The organism is Paenibacillus sp. Y568, from assembly GCF_059445545.1.
In genome coordinates, this window is record NZ_JCAIUM010000014.1 from 79,967 (window position 1) to 95,671 (window position 15,705).

At 41.7% G+C, this 15,705-nt stretch carries 11 protein-coding genes and 1 pseudogene; 5 read left to right on the forward strand and 7 right to left on the reverse strand.

The genetic code is table 11. The annotated features are described in order from the left end of the window. Nucleotides 1-70: 70 nt before the first annotated feature. Genes AC1D7X_RS18675 through AC1D7X_RS18690 form a run of 4 tightly spaced genes read right to left on the reverse strand, consistent with a single transcriptional unit; the run spans nucleotide 71 to nucleotide 5,625 of the window. A complete protein-coding gene (locus tag AC1D7X_RS18675) occupies nucleotides 71-829 on the reverse strand; it encodes a DeoR/GlpR family DNA-binding transcription regulator (RefSeq protein ID WP_495455605.1) in 759 nt (252 codons plus the stop codon). A gap of 21 nt (nucleotides 830-850) precedes the next feature. After that, entirely contained in the window at nucleotides 851-2,326 is a 1,476-nt protein-coding gene (locus AC1D7X_RS18680) for a rhamnulokinase (RefSeq protein WP_495475892.1), read from the reverse strand. Continuing rightward, entirely contained in the window at nucleotides 2,323-3,543 is a 1,221-nt protein-coding gene (gene rhaI / locus AC1D7X_RS18685) for an L-rhamnose isomerase (protein ID WP_495475893.1), read from the reverse strand. The genes AC1D7X_RS18680 and rhaI overlap by 4 nt, the downstream gene beginning before the upstream one ends. A gap of 36 nt (nucleotides 3,544-3,579) precedes the next feature. Continuing rightward, nucleotides 3,580-5,625, reverse strand: a complete 2,046-nt coding sequence (locus AC1D7X_RS18690) for a bifunctional aldolase/short-chain dehydrogenase (RefSeq protein ID WP_495475928.1) — start codon at nucleotides 5,623-5,625, stop codon at nucleotides 3,580-3,582. Nucleotides 5,626-5,865: 240 nt separating this feature from the next. On the opposite strand from AC1D7X_RS18690, the gene AC1D7X_RS18695 reads away from it, so the two are divergent. Then, a complete protein-coding gene (locus tag AC1D7X_RS18695) occupies nucleotides 5,866-7,116 on the forward strand; it encodes a methyl-accepting chemotaxis protein (protein ID WP_495455601.1) in 1,251 nt (416 codons plus the stop codon). Between the two features lie 75 nt (nucleotides 7,117-7,191). On the opposite strand, the gene AC1D7X_RS18700 is transcribed toward AC1D7X_RS18695, so the two are convergent. After that, entirely contained in the window at nucleotides 7,192-8,247 is a 1,056-nt protein-coding gene (locus AC1D7X_RS18700; RefSeq protein ID WP_495475894.1) for a DUF4349 domain-containing protein, read from the reverse strand. A gap of 277 nt (nucleotides 8,248-8,524) precedes the next feature. Between AC1D7X_RS18700 and AC1D7X_RS18705 the strand changes: the two genes are divergently transcribed. Beyond that, nucleotides 8,525-9,169, forward strand: coding sequence for a metal-dependent hydrolase (locus tag AC1D7X_RS18705; RefSeq protein ID WP_495475895.1), 645 nt, complete (start codon nucleotides 8,525-8,527; stop codon nucleotides 9,167-9,169). A 132-nt stretch (nucleotides 9,170-9,301) separates the two neighbouring features. Here the strand turns inward: AC1D7X_RS18705 and AC1D7X_RS18710 are convergent, their stop codons facing one another. Beyond that, the gene (locus AC1D7X_RS18710) at nucleotides 9,302-11,071 is read right to left on the reverse strand and encodes a flavocytochrome c (RefSeq protein ID WP_495455598.1); all 1,770 of its coding nucleotides are present in this window, start codon (nucleotides 11,069-11,071) and stop codon (nucleotides 9,302-9,304) included. An 84-nt stretch (nucleotides 11,072-11,155) separates the two neighbouring features. Between AC1D7X_RS18710 and AC1D7X_RS18715 the strand changes: the two genes are divergently transcribed. From AC1D7X_RS18715 to AC1D7X_RS18725, 3 genes are all read left to right on the forward strand, one after another. Beyond that, nucleotides 11,156-12,871: a sensor histidine kinase gene (locus AC1D7X_RS18715; protein WP_495475896.1), complete on the forward strand. Its 1,716-nt coding sequence runs from the start codon at nucleotides 11,156-11,158 to the stop codon at nucleotides 12,869-12,871. Then, nucleotides 12,846-13,643, forward strand: coding sequence for a response regulator transcription factor (locus AC1D7X_RS18720; RefSeq protein WP_495475897.1), 798 nt, complete (start codon nucleotides 12,846-12,848; stop codon nucleotides 13,641-13,643). The genes AC1D7X_RS18715 and AC1D7X_RS18720 overlap by 26 nt, the downstream gene beginning before the upstream one ends. 392 nt (nucleotides 13,644-14,035) lie before the next feature. Then, nucleotides 14,036-15,019 carry an aldo/keto reductase gene (locus tag AC1D7X_RS18725; protein ID WP_495475898.1) on the forward strand — a complete coding sequence of 328 codons (984 nt, stop codon included), beginning with the start codon at nucleotides 14,036-14,038 and terminating at the stop codon, nucleotides 15,017-15,019. Nucleotides 15,020-15,354: 335 nt separating this feature from the next. On the opposite strand, the pseudogene AC1D7X_RS18730 reads toward AC1D7X_RS18725, so the two are convergent. Beyond that, a pseudogene (locus AC1D7X_RS18730) lies at nucleotides 15,355-15,564 on the reverse strand (transposase); the annotation flags it as partial. Between the last annotated feature and the right edge of the window lie 141 nt (nucleotides 15,565-15,705).

The window sequence follows — 15,705 nt, forward strand, 5'->3', positions numbered from 1 at the left end:
ATGATGTTATGGATCTTTATAGATCATGGATTCCCAAGCCATGTGCTGCAGGTGTTGTCAATCCATCATATTAAACGGTTGTCACCAGGATAGAACGTTCATTTAACTGCTGAAGAAGTGTTCGATCTAATCTCATATCTGTAATCATCTCACTAACTCCATCAAGATCTACTACATGGGTGAACGATTGTAATCCGAACTTACTAGAATCCGCCATCAGATAGACTTGATCTGAGATACTAATCATTCGTTGTTTCACCTGTGCTTGTAATTCATTCGACTCACTAATTCCCCGTTCTAAATGAACCCCTTTGCAGGAAAAGAAACATTTATCCACATGATAGACCTCTAGTGAACGCTCAGCCGACGGACCTACAAATGATAGGGACCTTTGAGCAAGCAATCCACCTGTAGAAATGACTTGGATCTTTTCTTTACCGCTCAGCTCCATCACGACTTTGATTGAATTAGTTAGAACAGTGAGAGGGATATCCGGTAGATTGGCAGCCATATACCACGCCGTAGTACTCGCATCAAGAAGGATTCGATCATTTGGCTCTATTCGATTAACGGCTTCCTGGGCGATTCTCCTCTTCTCGTCAGCATGCATAATCTCTCGTTCCCCATAGGGCGTCTCGGGGTGATGATCCTTGATATTTACTGCCCCACCATGAGAACGACGTAACCGACCTGACTTCTCTAATCGATCAAGATCTCGACGGATCGTCTCCTCTGTCACTCGGCATAACTCACTGAGTTCCGATACACGGATGCTCCCTCTATCATTCACCAAACCAACAATTTTCTCATATCGTTCTGCAACTAGCATAACTTACCTCTTTCTACTACTTTATTTAGGACACGTCAGCGTTAATTGTCGAAAAGTACCATATGCCTCTTCCCATAGATCAGACTGTTCAGGCTCATAAATAGCGATCGGGAAAGAATCTCTGATCACGCGTCGGGCTTCCCATACATCGTTTAGATCCCCCTGAGCAATCCATTGCACTGCCATATTGCCAATAGTACTTCCTTCGGTCGGTCCTGCCCATACTGGCTTCCCTATTGCATTCGCCGTCCATTGACACAACAATGTATTATGAATGCCGCCTCCAACCATATGAAGTCCCTGAAAAGTGTTTCCGGACAAGCGTTCCGTTAATTCCAATACATATCGATATTTTAATGCAAGACTCTCCAAAATGCATCTCACCACGGCGCCAATTCCATCTGGACGACGCTGACCCGTCTGCACAGCGTATGTGCGAATTCGTTCAGGCATGTCTCCTGGAGACAAGAACCGTGCATCATCCGGATCAATCATCGTCAAGAATGAGGGCTCCTGTTGTGCGAGCAATACAAGTTCAGGGAAAGAATAAGAATAACCCTCTTGTTCCCATTTCCTTCTGCATTCTTGCAGAATCCACAGCCCCATAATGTTCTTTAACAATCGATAGGTACCGTAAGCGCCCCCTTCATTCGTGAAATTCAACTCAAGTGCCGTATCACTTAGTACAGGTTCCTGCACTTCCGTACCCATAAGTGACCATGTTCCACATATTAAATAAGCAAATGAATGTTCTAAAGTAGGGACAGCTACAACGGCAGAAGCTGTATCATGTTCAGCCGCAGTAAAGATAGGAATCGAGGACATCCCAAGCTCATCTTGTATGCTAGATCGTAACCCCCCCACATTCGTACCTGGCTGAACAACATCGCTGAACCATGACTCTTCAAATCCCAGTTGTTGAATCAGCGCATTGTCCCACTTTCCTATCCCTGGATTATAGAGTTGCGTAGTCGTAGCGTTGGTAAATTCATTGAAGATCTCGCCACTTAAGAAATACCGAAGTAAATCAGGAATCATTAACAGGTGTTTACCATCTCTTAGAATGGAGGAACCTGCTTGCTTAAGGGCTACTAACTGATACAGCGTATTAAAAGACAAGAACTGAACACCGGTCCGTCCAAATATCTCCTTCGCTGAAATCTGAGTCAATAGTCGTTCCATTGTTCCATTCGTATGGAGATCACGATAGTGGTAAGGATTACTGATAAGTTCTCCATGATGTCCGATCATCCCGAAATCTACAGCCCATGAATCAATTGCCAAGCTCTTGATCGTAATCCCCTGATGTTTCGCCTTCACCAATCCTTGCTTGATCTCATGGAATAAACGTAAGATATCCCAGTGGAGTCGTTCTCCTACCTGTACAGGGTCATTCGAGAAGCGATGAATTTCCTCAACTTCGATCAAGGTATCACTCAAACTGCCACTCATTGCTCTTCCACTACTGGCTCCAAGATCGTAAGCTAGCACTCTCACCAGCTTGCACCACCCTTACCCCTTACCTGAATGCCTTGTTCATAACTACTCTCCATATAAGCCTTCATCGGATTCAATGGTAGACTCTGCTCTTCCCGAATGGCATGAAGTAATGGAGTTACGTCGATTTCATATGCTGAGCGAACGGCATCTTCTGCCGCTAGAACGTCATTACGAGATTGGGCTTCCTCTATTTCATCATGATTGATTAGAAGTGCCTTCGCGAACTGAGTCTGTACATTCAGTACTGAACGAATCATTGCCGGAATCTTCTGTTCAATATTGTGACTCTGATCAATCATATATGCGATGTTATTCACAGTCTGAACAATACCAGCATCTTGCTCCTCTGACGCGCTAATAATTTGATAGAATATAAGGAATAACTCATAAGGATTAACCGAACCGACGATCAGATCATCATCTGCATATTTACGACTATTAAAATGAAATCCACCCAACCTTTTCTCATCAATAAGATACGCCACAATGTGCTCTATATTTGTCCCTTGTGCATGATGGCCTGTATCTACCAGTACTTCTGCTTGCGGGCCAAGCTTCATAGCCATATTGTATGCCATTCCCCAGTCCGCTAGATCGGTGTGGTAGAAGGCAGGTTCGAATGATTTATATTCAATGAGCATCCGCATATGAGGTGTTAATTTCTTATAAAGTTCTGACAAAGCCTCATATATCCACGCTTTACGCTTACGGATATGACCCTGTCCCGGATAGTTAGTGCCATCTGCGAACCATAGACTAATGTCTTTCGACCCTGTCTCCTTAGCGATATCAACACACTCTAATAAGTGATCTGTCGCTTTTCTTCGAATCTTAGCATCGGAATTTGTAACACTGCCAAGCATGTAATCTTCTTCTTGAAAAAGATTCGGGTTCACTGCTCCGATGCTAAGACCCAAGCCCTCTGCATAAGCTCGCAATTGGCTGTAATCGTCTACCTTATCCCAAGGGATATGTATAGCAACCGAAGGAGCAAGCCCGGTGAAAGCATGAACTTGCGCTGCATCCTCCAACTTTTCAAAAGGACTTCGAGGAACACCCTGTTTCGGATACACCTTAAAACGTGTTCCTGAATCCCCATATCCCCAAGAAGGTGTCTCTATACGAAGCGCTTTCAACTTACGTTTCACTTGATCAAGGTTAATCCCTCTAGCATGTTGCTGCTCCTCAAACAATACATACGCGCGGTCCATCATACTCTTCCTTCCTCTCTTTGATTCACTAGATATAATCTACCTTGTAAAAGCTGCAGGAACTCCGCCATCCACCGTTAACATACATCCCGTTGTTTTCTCAGACAGGGATGATGCAAAGAATGCAATTCCTTCTGCGATATCTTTCGGATAAATATTAACCAATAGCGTCGTACGTTTACGATAATAATCTTCTAACTCATTCGGTCCAATCCCATAAGCAGCTGCACGTTCATTACGCCAGTTGGAGTTCCAAATAGCTGATCCTTGTAGAATGGCATCGGGCAAAATAGTATTAACACGAATACCGAATTCCCCACCTTCCGCTGCGATACAGCGGGCTAAATGGGCTTCAAGTGCCTTAGCTGAACTATACGCGGATGCATTTTTGCCAGCATATATCGAATTCTTAGATCCAACAAATACCATGCTTCCTCCAATGTCCTGCTCTTTCATCAATTTAAAAGCTTCACGAGCCACTAAAAAGTACCCCGTGCCGAGCACTGAAATATTAAGATTCCATTCGCTCAAAGTTGTCTCATCAAATGGACTCGATGTGGCTAGACCCGCATTGTTCACAATAATATCTACTCCACCATACACCAACGCTACTTCAGCGAAAGCATTCAAAATATCTTCTTCCTTGGTTACATCCATTGGCACAGCGATGGCTCTGTTCTCACCATATTGCACGTTAATCTCCGCCGCTACCTTATGCGCACCTTCCAAATTGAGATCCGCTAGTACAACATGTGCGCCCTCAGATACTAATCTGCGGGCAGTTTCGCTCCCAATTCCACCCGCTCCCCCTGTGATAAAGGCTACTTTCCGCGAGAATTCCATCTCTGCTGGTGCTAGCGATAATTTATACAATTCAAGAGGCCAGTATTCTACATTGTAAGATTCACTCTCGCTAAGAGAGACAAATTGTCCAAGTGTTGTAGCTCCTCTCATAACAGCAATAGCTCGGTGATATAGAGCACCACTCACTTTTGAATTGGACCAGCTCTTACCTGTATTCATCATACCGAGTCCGGGAATAAGAATGACTCTAGGTGAGGAGTCGAACATAACATCACCTTCATGCTTGTTCTGTATGAAGTAAGATGTATATTGATCTCTATACTTGTTGATGCTTTCTATTAATTTCTCTTTTAATCCTTCCAAGTCATGTTCATTGGGAGACCAATCGATGAATAGCGGCACGACTTTTGTATGAACCAGATGATCGGGACACGCTGCACCGATTTGAGATAATCTAGCAGAGTCAAGACTGTTAACAAATTGCAGCACGTCCTCTGCATCATCGAATGTCAGAATCATTTTTTCCTCACGACTTACTAAGCCTCTTATAAGAGGTGCAATCTTAGAAATGATATTTTTACGTTCTATTTCAGGAAGTGCTTCCGTAACCCGTCCACCAAATATCTTGTCTTGGTTCACATGCTTCTCAATGTATGCTTCAGCTTCATTAATAACTTCAATCGTTTTGGCATAACAAGCTTCCGACGTATCTCCCCAAGTCACCAGACCATGTTTCTCCATCAGTACCAATTCAGCCTGTGGGTTGGCTAATACACCTTTCGCAATCATTTGAGACAATTCAAATCCAGGTCGAATGTAAGGAACCCAGACGAAGCGATCTCCATAGATTTGCCGTGCAATTTCTTTCCCGTTATCTGAACAACATATACTAATTATAGCGTCTGGATGTGTATGATCGACATGTTGATATGGCAAAAAGGCATGGAGCAATGTCTCAATAGAAGCCCTTGGGTGTTTCGAATCCAGCATACAATGGGTCAAATATTGCACCATTTCATCATCGCTCATATCTGTCTTTTCAAACAAAGGACGGATATCATCCAAGCGTAATCCCGTGAAATTCTGTGCTCTCATCGTTGCGAGATCTGAACCACTCCCCTTCACCCACATCACTTCAACTTCACGACCTCTGAAATCTGTGGTTATCGTCTTCATAGACGTATTACCACCACCCCAATTACACACTTGTCGATCTTCTCCGATGATATTCGAGCGATAGACGAGTTCATCTAACCCTGCATTTAAATTAACCGCTTTCATTTCATTCCACTTATTTAATACCACGGACAAATCACCTCCAAAGTTAAATGATGTTTTTTTATATTGTATTACATTTGTTTGTATTTGAATAGATATTAAATCGGAGAAAAACAAACATATTATAGACTGATGCAGGTCTTTTATCCTATATTAAAGAGGAATAGACCTAATTATATAGACTGTTTATCCCATATGATGGTATTATATGAAAAACTAGTTATACATAGGAGGATGCTTACCATGTCTTGGTTATTAAAACTTCCACTTTCTCGACAAATTATTATTGGATGTTATCTCGTTGCGGCCTTATTTTCACTTCCTGTCCTTGCAACTTTTATTGTGATTGGAGAAATACTCATTGGGATTATACTACTCATAGTATTGCTAGCTCTCACTTATCCTCTAGCTCTTTTTATTGAGAGAACGCTTTCATCATCTTTCGATGAGATCTCTATGGTTACTTCACGTATTGCCCAAGGTGACTTCCGGGAACGAGCTAACGAAACAGGTTCTATGATTAAATTAAATCAGTCCTTCAACAGTATGATTGATAAACTCACAAAAATACTCAATGAAGCATCTGGTATTACGAAACAAGTTATGGCAACTAGTCGAGGTATAACCGATAAGAATCAAGATCTTAAACTAGCTATGACACAAGTAGCACATTCATCAAATGAACTGGCCATTGGTTCCAATGAAATATCACAAGATATCGCAGGTATGACAGAATCCATTCAAGATATCGAAGAAAAGGTAAGTAATTATACGAATTCAACCAAATCTATGAATGAACGTTCAATACATACGTTACACCTTGTAGAAAGTGGTCGTCATTCTGTTGCTCAACAATCTGAAGGTATGAAGAAGAATATTCATGCTACTCAACAGGTGGCCAATACCATTGATGCACTTTCCAGAAACGCAAAGCGGATCACTACGATTACCAAGTCCATTTCCGATTTAGCAGAACAAACAAATCTATTATCATTGAACGCTTCCATTGAAGCAGCACGGGCCGGTGAACACGGTAGAGGATTTGCCGTTGTCGCTCAAGAAGTTCGTAAGTTAGCCGAAGAGTCAGCTTCTTCTACCCAAGGTGTATTCAGCCTAGTAAGAAGTATAGAACAAGATGTACAACAAGCTATTGAACATATAAATATTAACGAAGAAGTCGTACGTCAGCAGAATGAAATGATTCATGAAGCAGAACAAATTTTTACACAAATTGTCCAAAGTGTTCAATATATTTCCGAACAGATCGCTTCCTTTTCCAATGAGAGCGACATGATGTTGGAAAGTGCTCATAAGATTTCTTATTCCATTCAGAATATCTCAGCAATTACCGAACAATCGGCTGCCGGAACACAGCAGGTATCTGCAACCATGAATGATCAGATGTCTTCAATTCAAGCCGTTGCTGATGAAGCTGAAGCGATGAACAATGCTGTTTTCCAACTCCAAAGAACCATTCACATTTTCAAGTTCTAAATAAATAATGAAGAGGCCCATTTCATTAATGGGCCTCTTTTTCATGCTGTATAGCTTATATTAGATTAATAGTGATCACTTTAGATCATCAGACGGGTCCTGAGAATCACCCTCATGCTTCGGTTGCTTCTGAACTCTATTTCTACGTGTCAACCATATAGCTATCCACACAACAATCCCTACCAGTAAGACAGGTAAAGCACCAAACAGAATAACAACTAACCACTGGAACAAGAGTGTAAGCACATCTATCGTTCCCTTAAGAGCATCGTTCGCGCGTTCCAATAGCGGTTCCTTCTCCTCTTTCACTATGGCTGGGTCGACCTTACCTTCCGGTTGATACAATCGAATTTCTATCGTAGAGTACGATACGTTTTTGTTAATGTATCGCATTCTCCCCTTGATTTGTTCAATATCCTCTTGGATTGCACCTAACTCATTCGCGAAAGTTACCAATTCAGTTGTCTTTGTTGCTTTTTTCATAAACTCTGTATACTGCGTCTCCATGAGTTCCTTTACTTTCAGACGAGATTCCAGATCTACATATTCCTCTGATACATCTTGACCTTTGATACTTTGTTGTAGCGACTCATGTGTTAATTTCTCTATATTATTTAATAACGATGCAAATCCATTCGCTGGCACTTTAAGTATAAAGGAGCCTCCGACCTCTTGTGTAGACTGATTCTCTGTAAATTCTACAATATATCCCCCCGAGAGGGAGACCAAATTTCTCACTTCTGACTGTGTCGTTGCGTAGTCCTTGACCTGCATCACTAGATTAGCGGTATATATGAGTTTCTTGTTCAGTGCCTCTGCCGTTGAAGCACTACTATTAAACCCAGCTAGTTGATCAACAGGTACCGCAGGTGTAGATGTTGTACCCGTCTGTTGGCCTGTCACTACTTCGGATTCGGATACTTTCTCTGCCAGAGAGGCAGATTCTACAGCTACATCCTTAGCAGTGACTTGTGAGTTTGCTGGAGCTGCTTCCGTACTACTGTCTGCTTTAAATTCCGTCTGCTCTACAGTATCGTTTGAATTCCCTGCACGATCTGAATTAGATGCAGAACCACAGCCACTTAATAACATAGATAATAACAGAATGCAAATAAACCCCCGTTTACGCATGTGTTTTTTTCCTCCCGCTTCCCTTCAATTTGCGCTACCAATTTCGATCTAGATCTTCTTAAATCTGTGATTCAGAGTCAGACGCGCTTTCTTAAAAGACGCTTACAATACTTGGAAGGTTGCACATCCTAATAAAGAATCATCTAGCTTTCTGAAATGAATGGATTCTCTTTAGAAATGATCTTGTTTCTATATAGGATCTGTGTGTATAATAATACAGCAAACATACGTTTGCATCTCAGATTTCAATTCAATTTTGTCAGTCACAGGAGGTTCTATGAAAGGTACCACACATCTTGCTATTGGAACAGTTATCGGTGTTGCTGCCGCCATGTATTATCCATTTACGGTCCAGAATGCAGCTATTTATATTGCAGTATCGGCTTTTTCAGCTTTGAGTGCAGATCTTGATGGACCCAGTATTCTAAGCTCGAGAATTGGCAAAGTCTCCAAACAACTTCGTCAACTCCTTGTCTGGGGCGGTGTCATATCCGTATCCGTGCTAACCTTTTTATTTCTATCTGAACAGTCATTTTATCCGGAGTATTCTATCGTGTGTTTAATTGCTTTACTATTTGGCTTCATTACCAAAGAGGGATTGATTCGTAATGCTCTGGTCAGTCTGATCGGTGGTTTAATCATGTATGGTGGTTGGTATTTTGATATGATGTGGTTAATCGGTCTTGGCCTATTTATTGCATGGGCACCATGGTTGAGACATCGAGGAATGACCCACACCGTGTGGGCAGTATGTATATGGGGAATCATCAGTTATGGCATGGAACAGCAACTACAAGTTAAAGGCTTAATGGCTGTAGCGACCACTAGTTATCTTTCTCATTTACTTGCAGATACGTTAACACCACAAGGTGTGAAATGGTTGTCTCCCATTTATAAAGGATCTATAAAGTTGCACCTCTAATACTAGATATTCCTCGAAGCAGCTACTATTTCTTATGTGCTCTCTGTAGCAACAGGAGAACACACACAAATGGACTGGATAAGGAAATTCCCTTACCCAGTCCATTTTCAAATAAATGACGCTATATTTTATTTACTTTGCGACCTCTTGACCCGCAATTCGGCCAAAAGTAACAATGTCAGATATGGCATTTCCACCTAATCGGTTACCCCCGTGAACCACACCAGTAACTTCTCCAGCGGCGAATAGCCCAGGAATAACAGTCCCTTCTTTCGTCAGAACATGGGCCTTCGTATCAATGACCAATCCACCCATCGTATGATGAACCGAAGGAATTGCTTTTTGAATATAATAAGGACCGCTTTCTAGTGAAATGAGCCCACCGCGATGATTGTAATCAAGATCTTTACCCGTCTTCGCATACTCATTAACCTTGCTCACAGTCTCCTGTAGCGTCTTTACATCTACATCGAAGAATTTTGCTGCGTCCTCAATGGTATCTGCCTTGTAGAGTAGACCATCCTTGATTAATTGTTCATACTCATCTTGATGCACTTCAATCGTTTTTCCGATATCAGCAATCTGCTGATTCCAGAATTGGTAAGCGTAGCGACCTTCTTGTGCCAGAATGGCCTGCGAAATCACATCGCGTCGTTCCAATTCTTCCACGAACCGCTTTCCACCTTGGTTAATCAGTATCGCGCCATCGAACCGGGAATCAGCCACAAGTGAAATTACACCTGTGATGGGATTACAGACTGGATAAGTTTGAATATTCTCCATATTCGTAATATCTGCATTGATTTTCTGAGCCATAATAATTCCGTCTCCAGTCGTCCCTGGCGTGTCTGTAGACATATAGGTTTCATCCATTTCCGGATTATATTTTTTACGCATCTCTATATTAGAACCAAATCCACCTGTCGCTATAATAACGCCTTTATTTGCATGAAAGGTTATCTTTTGATCGTTAGTTGTTGCTATGACTCCATCTACTTTACCACTCTCATCCGTCAGCAATTGCTCCGCCTTCATGTTCGTCTTGATCGCAATTCCTAGCTCATCCGCCTTGGTTTTAAGTTTGGTAATCATTTCCGTTCCCGTGTGACCGACAGGGATAAGTGCACGTTTGCGCGAATGTCCCCCGAACTGGAATAATTGATCCGGTAAGAACTCAACTTTTACCACATCATGTAACCATTCAGCTGATCCAAGCGCTTTCTCGGACAGAATCCTCACAATCTCGGGTTGGCCCAGGTTATCGCCACCCTTCATTGTATCCTCATAAAATAATTCAACACTATCATCGGTAATACCGAGCGCTTGTTGAACCCAGTTATTGGGGGCATTCATCTCCCCACCGGAGATCAGTGTATTACCGCCAATGGTTGGCATTTTTTCCAAGACAACGACACTTTTTCCGGCCTCTCCCGCTTCTAGTGCTGCACTTAACCCAGCACCGCCTGCACCGATAATAACGACATCATAGGTTTGTTCAGACTCACCAAGCTCCTTAGCACCTGTTGCTGTGCTACCTGTCGCTAACACAATGCCAGATTTAGCAATTGCATCCGCAATCGCATCTAAATACCCCTTACTTGTCTCACTAGATCCACTGATCACGTCGACTTCAACACTATTTGACTGCATCACATTTTCTTTCAATTGGGTGTATACAGGTTCTGACAGAACTTTGTTCTCCTTCTGCTCTAGCACCTTCACTTCGGTAATTCCTCCATTTACAAAGGTTACCTCCACTTTAATGTCACCATGCTTTCCATTACCAACTCCAATAGCAGTAGTCGTATCATCTGATGCATTCTTTGATCCACAAGCGACCATCGTGAATACAAGCACCAGCACCATCATAATTGAACATATTCTCCCAGTGTGTCTTCTCATAACTTCTCCCCTAATCCTGTTTATATTGAACGTTATACATTGTGAAAAATAGTACAAATATGATTTTAGGATATACCTTGCCAAATGTATTTACACATTTCGGCTTTTCTTATCCATTTCGGACAAGTGATTCTTCTCACTTCACATTGGGTGCCAATATGCTGTAATAAAGGGATGAAATCTATACAACGAAAAATTACGTATTATACTGGAGGATGCTTTCTCTTATTATTTCTGGCGTTATTGGGTACCATTTGCTTGGAAATGGAACGAACGGTCGTGCCGCTCAACGAATCCCTAACCCAGCAGATCGTCAATGCCCGGAGCGAACAAATATCCTATTGGTTTCAGCAGAGGACCGGAGAAATCGAAATGCTCGCGACCCTCGCGGCGGATCACCAATGGACTCGGGATGAACTATTACTCGAAAGTCGCAAGCTAGAACAACGACGTAGTCATGATTACGAGTCTATTCGGATCGTAAATCACAATGGCGTATCCTGGACGTCAGATAGCAAGTCCTTCTCCATCTTAAACCGAGACTATTATACAGAACTTATCTCTTCGGATGCCCCCTACATTGTTAGCAACGTAATTACTTCTAAGGCGGCCAATGAAGCAGATATCGTCGTAATCCTATATCGCGTTAAACCGCTTTTAAATCAAGATGTTGCTTACATTTCAGCCGCAGTTCCCATCGATAAAATGAAAGAAATCGCACAAGAGATTATGGTTTATGACGGACGTGGATCACTTATTGTGAATTCAAAATCTTTACAGTCCCAATCAGAGTCAGAGTATTCCGGAGAACCACTGTCCACCTTTACAGCTTCTATCGCTGCTGTTCCAGGTTGGAGACTCATCTTTCAAGTACCGGAATCCCAACTCTCCCAAGGTATCATAAAGACTCAGCGGTCGGCCCTTATGGTCGGAATCGTAGTTGGAGTTTTCTTTTTGATTCTTGTTATATTACTAGGCTCCTCCATAGTTAAGCCATTACATGCATTACGTCAATTGATGAGACAAGTAGAGATTGGGGATTGGAGCGTGCGATCCAACGATCAACGCCACGATGAGATTGGTGAGTTGGGGCGTGGCTTCAATCAAATGCTTATTAAGCTGTATCAATCTCAGCAAGAGAAGAAAGAAATGGAGCTACAAATGATTCACGAAAGGATTAAGCCACATTTTTTATATAATACACTGGATACCATTCAATGGATGGCTGCGAGTCATGAAGCAAATGATGTCGTGGAAATCGTTGAATCTCTAGGTACCTATTTCCGGCTTGGGCTGGGTTGTGGCAGTCAATCTGTAATATTGGAAAAAGAGTTTCAACATGTCGAGAGCTACATGAACATTCAATGTGTTCGATATGAGGATATTCTAGAGTACGAACTGCGCTATGATGAACATTTAGAACAACAGCATATCATTCGCTTCATACTTCAACCGCTCGTTGAAAATGCCATCTATCACGGAATCAAAAGGCTAACTGACCAAAAAAGTAAAATTTCGATCAACGCATATGAACAAGAAGGTCAATTGTTAGTCACCGTTGAGAATAACGGAGTTGATATCCCAGAATCAAGATTGGCATCGCTTCAGGAAATGTTGCATAACGGAAAAGATAGAAATGGTGAGATTGGTTTCGGTCTATACAGTGTGAATAAACGCATTAAGTTGGCTTATGGCGATCTCTACGGTTTACAGATAAGCAGTGGAAAAGGAATCACGCGTATGACGTTAAACTTACCGCTTGGAGGTGACGAAGATGTGGAAAGTCCTGATCATGGATGATGAGAAGATTATTCGTAAAGGATTAAGCCAATTTATTCAAGAAAGCCGGCTACCTTTTGAAGCATCAGCAGAAGCAAGAAACGCGGACGAGGCTCTATCTCTAATTGAACAATCTACACCGGATGTATTATTTGCGGATATTAATATGCCGGGAATGAAAGGCCTCGATCTAGTCCAATTCGTGAAGAATCGATATCCTCACATGGTGGTAGTGATTATAAGCGGATACGATCATTTCGAATATGCACGAAGAGCTGTTCAATTGCATGCTTATGATTATTTGTTGAAGCCCGTGCCCAAGAGTGATCTCAATCTTTTGCTGGCAAAGATATGCAACCACTTGCACGACCTTCATCCTGATGTGGTCATTGAACAAGAAAAGGATATTGCGCAGCACCCGCCGATACTACAATCCCCTGAACTCTCTCCGATAATGGAGAAGATAATAGATTATATTAACCAGCATTACAATGATCCACAACTGTCGGTACCTAATGTAGCAGCCTTATTTCACATCAACTCTACGTATTTGAGTAAGCGAATGAAACATGAGGTTGGAGCATCTTTTCTGGAATACCTGACGGAGCTTCGCATCTCGAAAGCAAAGGAAATTATGGATGACTCCATGCATAACATTAAAATTGGTGATCTAGCGATCAAAATTGGTTATACAAATCAATATTATTTCAGTCGCGTATTCAAAAGCCGAGTCGGGATCAGTCCAGTAGATTATAAGAATCAAAGAAAGATAACATTCTTAACCATGGATTAGAGAATCTTTCTTCATTTCGATTTCATATTCATTCAAAACGATAAGCAAGCCGAAATTGCTGTGGTGGCTTGGTACCATGATGATTTCTATGCAGGAAAACCTGCTATTACCGTTAAAAGCTTCGTAAAGGGAACGTACTGCATGGACTAGAATAATGTCTCCTTTTCTCACAAGTTTATAGGATTACAAGCGAGATGATAATTTCCTTTTCTTCTGTATATCTCTGCAAAATTCAGCCCAATCGCTTCATCTGTACGATAATTCCTTCATCACCCATCTTAAGTTCAACAATGTCGATTGGACGAAGCAACAATTAACATACTTGCAAACGATTTCATTATTGTTTAATGTTGATAGATAGATCGAACTATAGTTATTGAGGAGGAGAATATATGAAATATCGTATACTAGGCAATACTGAACTGAAGGTTAGTGAGGTTAGCTTTGGAACGTGGGCTATTGGAGGAGATTGGGGAAATTCTAATGATCAAGAAGCTATTGCCGGTCTTCAACATGCTATGGATGAAGGTGTTAATTTCTTTGACACGGCAGATGTTTACGGTTCGGGGCATGCAGAGGAGTTACTAGCTACAGCCACGAAAGGTAAAGAAGATACTGTACATATTGCTACGAAATTTTGCCGTGCAGGTGATATTCAGGACCCCGCCAATTACTCAGAAGAAGCCATTCGTCAGTATTGTGAGAATAGTCTAAAGCGATTGCAACGTGAAAGAATTGATTTGTATCAGATACACTGTCCGCCACTTGCCATTCTGAAGGATGGTCGAGTCTTTGAAGTACTAGAGAAGTTACAACAGGAAGGAAAGATCCGTCATTTCGGCGTCAGTGTAGAGACGATCGAGGAGGGATTATTCTGCTTGGACGTTCCGGGTCTAAAAGCACTTCAAGTCATATTTAACCTCCTTCGCCAAAAGCCAGCTAATGAGCTATTTCCGAAGGCACATGCTGCGGGCGTAGGAATTCTAGTCAGATTACCTCTGGCAAGCGGACTACTTACAGGTAAATTCAATGAGAACAGTACATTTGCTACAGATGACCATCGTAACTTTAATGCCAATGGTGAACAATTCAATGTTGGTGAGACCTTCGGGGGATTACCTTTCTCCAAAGGCGTAGAACTTGCTAGAGAGTTAGCATGGATCGCGGAGGGCCGAGTGGATATGGCACGTGCTTCGATGCGTTGGATCCTTGAGAATCCGAATGTGACATGTGTTATTCCTGGCTTCAAAAATGTCCAACAGGTAGAAGACAATCTTGGTACCGTTGATGTTGCATCATATACGCCTGAGGAATTGGATCGACTGCGTTCATTCTATGACCAGCATGTAGAAGCCCACATCCGAGGAGCTTATTAACATTTTTCCTATAATATTTATGGCTCAGCAGGATTTAGTGCATATTTATTATCATCTTTCGTAATAATTTGATCTTACGTTCGCTTTGCAATGGGATAACCTCTAGACTCCACTATCTAGAGGTTATCCCTCTTTGTCTGGAGGCCACTGAAAAACGTAAGTTTTTCATTTGTTGAAGACATGTTTAAAATCAAAAAGGCGATTTTCCGTTCATATTCAAACGCCACATCGCCTTTCTTTTTATTTTTTTCACTTTGATTCTTTTATGAGTGTAATGATTCGCTTGAGATTAACAGACAGAAAATATTGCCATGGCACCTTGCATTTGCATGTCAGATTGATTTCAATAGTAAATATTTGAACATACGAATAGGAGGAACTGCATTGCGACCATTATCGAGGCAATATTTATTTTGTAATTCTTGTTGAACAAAAGAAGAGTCAATGAGGTCATTTATCTGACGTAGCATATTATCTTTAGGGACGACGATATCGTAAATGGCTATGTATGGACTTAGAATAAGAGATGGTTGTTCAACCGCTATTGAGGTTATATAATCAAGAAATCTGAGAGCAACAACGATCGTAAGGACAGTTCGTTATCGTAGCGACCTCCTACACAATGTGTATGGACTTTTTTCAGTGGTCTCCTTTGTCTGTAGTGACATCTTCCCTCGTACGTATCC

What these genes read in the sequence shown, in the direction of transcription:
- AC1D7X_RS18715 (WP_495475896.1), top strand. Translation starts at nt 11,156, where the DNA reads ATGTATTTACACATTTCGGCTTTTCTTATCCATTTCGGACAAGTGATT.
- rhaI (WP_495475893.1), bottom strand. Translation starts at nt 3,543, where the DNA reads ATGATGGACCGCGCGTATGTATTGTTTGAGGAGCAGCAACATGCTAGA.
- AC1D7X_RS18720 (WP_495475897.1), top strand. Translation starts at nt 12,846, where the DNA reads ATGTGGAAAGTCCTGATCATGGATGATGAGAAGATTATTCGTAAAGGA.
- AC1D7X_RS18725 (WP_495475898.1), top strand. Translation starts at nt 14,036, where the DNA reads ATGAAATATCGTATACTAGGCAATACTGAACTGAAGGTTAGTGAGGTT.
- AC1D7X_RS18675 (WP_495455605.1), bottom strand. Translation starts at nt 829, where the DNA reads ATGCTAGTTGCAGAACGATATGAGAAAATTGTTGGTTTGGTGAATGAT.
- AC1D7X_RS18695 (WP_495455601.1), top strand. Translation starts at nt 5,866, where the DNA reads ATGTCTTGGTTATTAAAACTTCCACTTTCTCGACAAATTATTATTGGA.
- AC1D7X_RS18705 (WP_495475895.1), top strand. Translation starts at nt 8,525, where the DNA reads ATGAAAGGTACCACACATCTTGCTATTGGAACAGTTATCGGTGTTGCT.
- AC1D7X_RS18690 (WP_495475928.1), bottom strand. Translation starts at nt 5,625, where the DNA reads ATGAAAGCGGTTAATTTAAATGCAGGGTTAGATGAACTCGTCTATCGC.
- AC1D7X_RS18700 (WP_495475894.1), bottom strand. Translation starts at nt 8,247, where the DNA reads ATGCGTAAACGGGGGTTTATTTGCATTCTGTTATTATCTATGTTATTA.
- AC1D7X_RS18710 (WP_495455598.1), bottom strand. Translation starts at nt 11,071, where the DNA reads ATGAGAAGACACACTGGGAGAATATGTTCAATTATGATGGTGCTGGTG.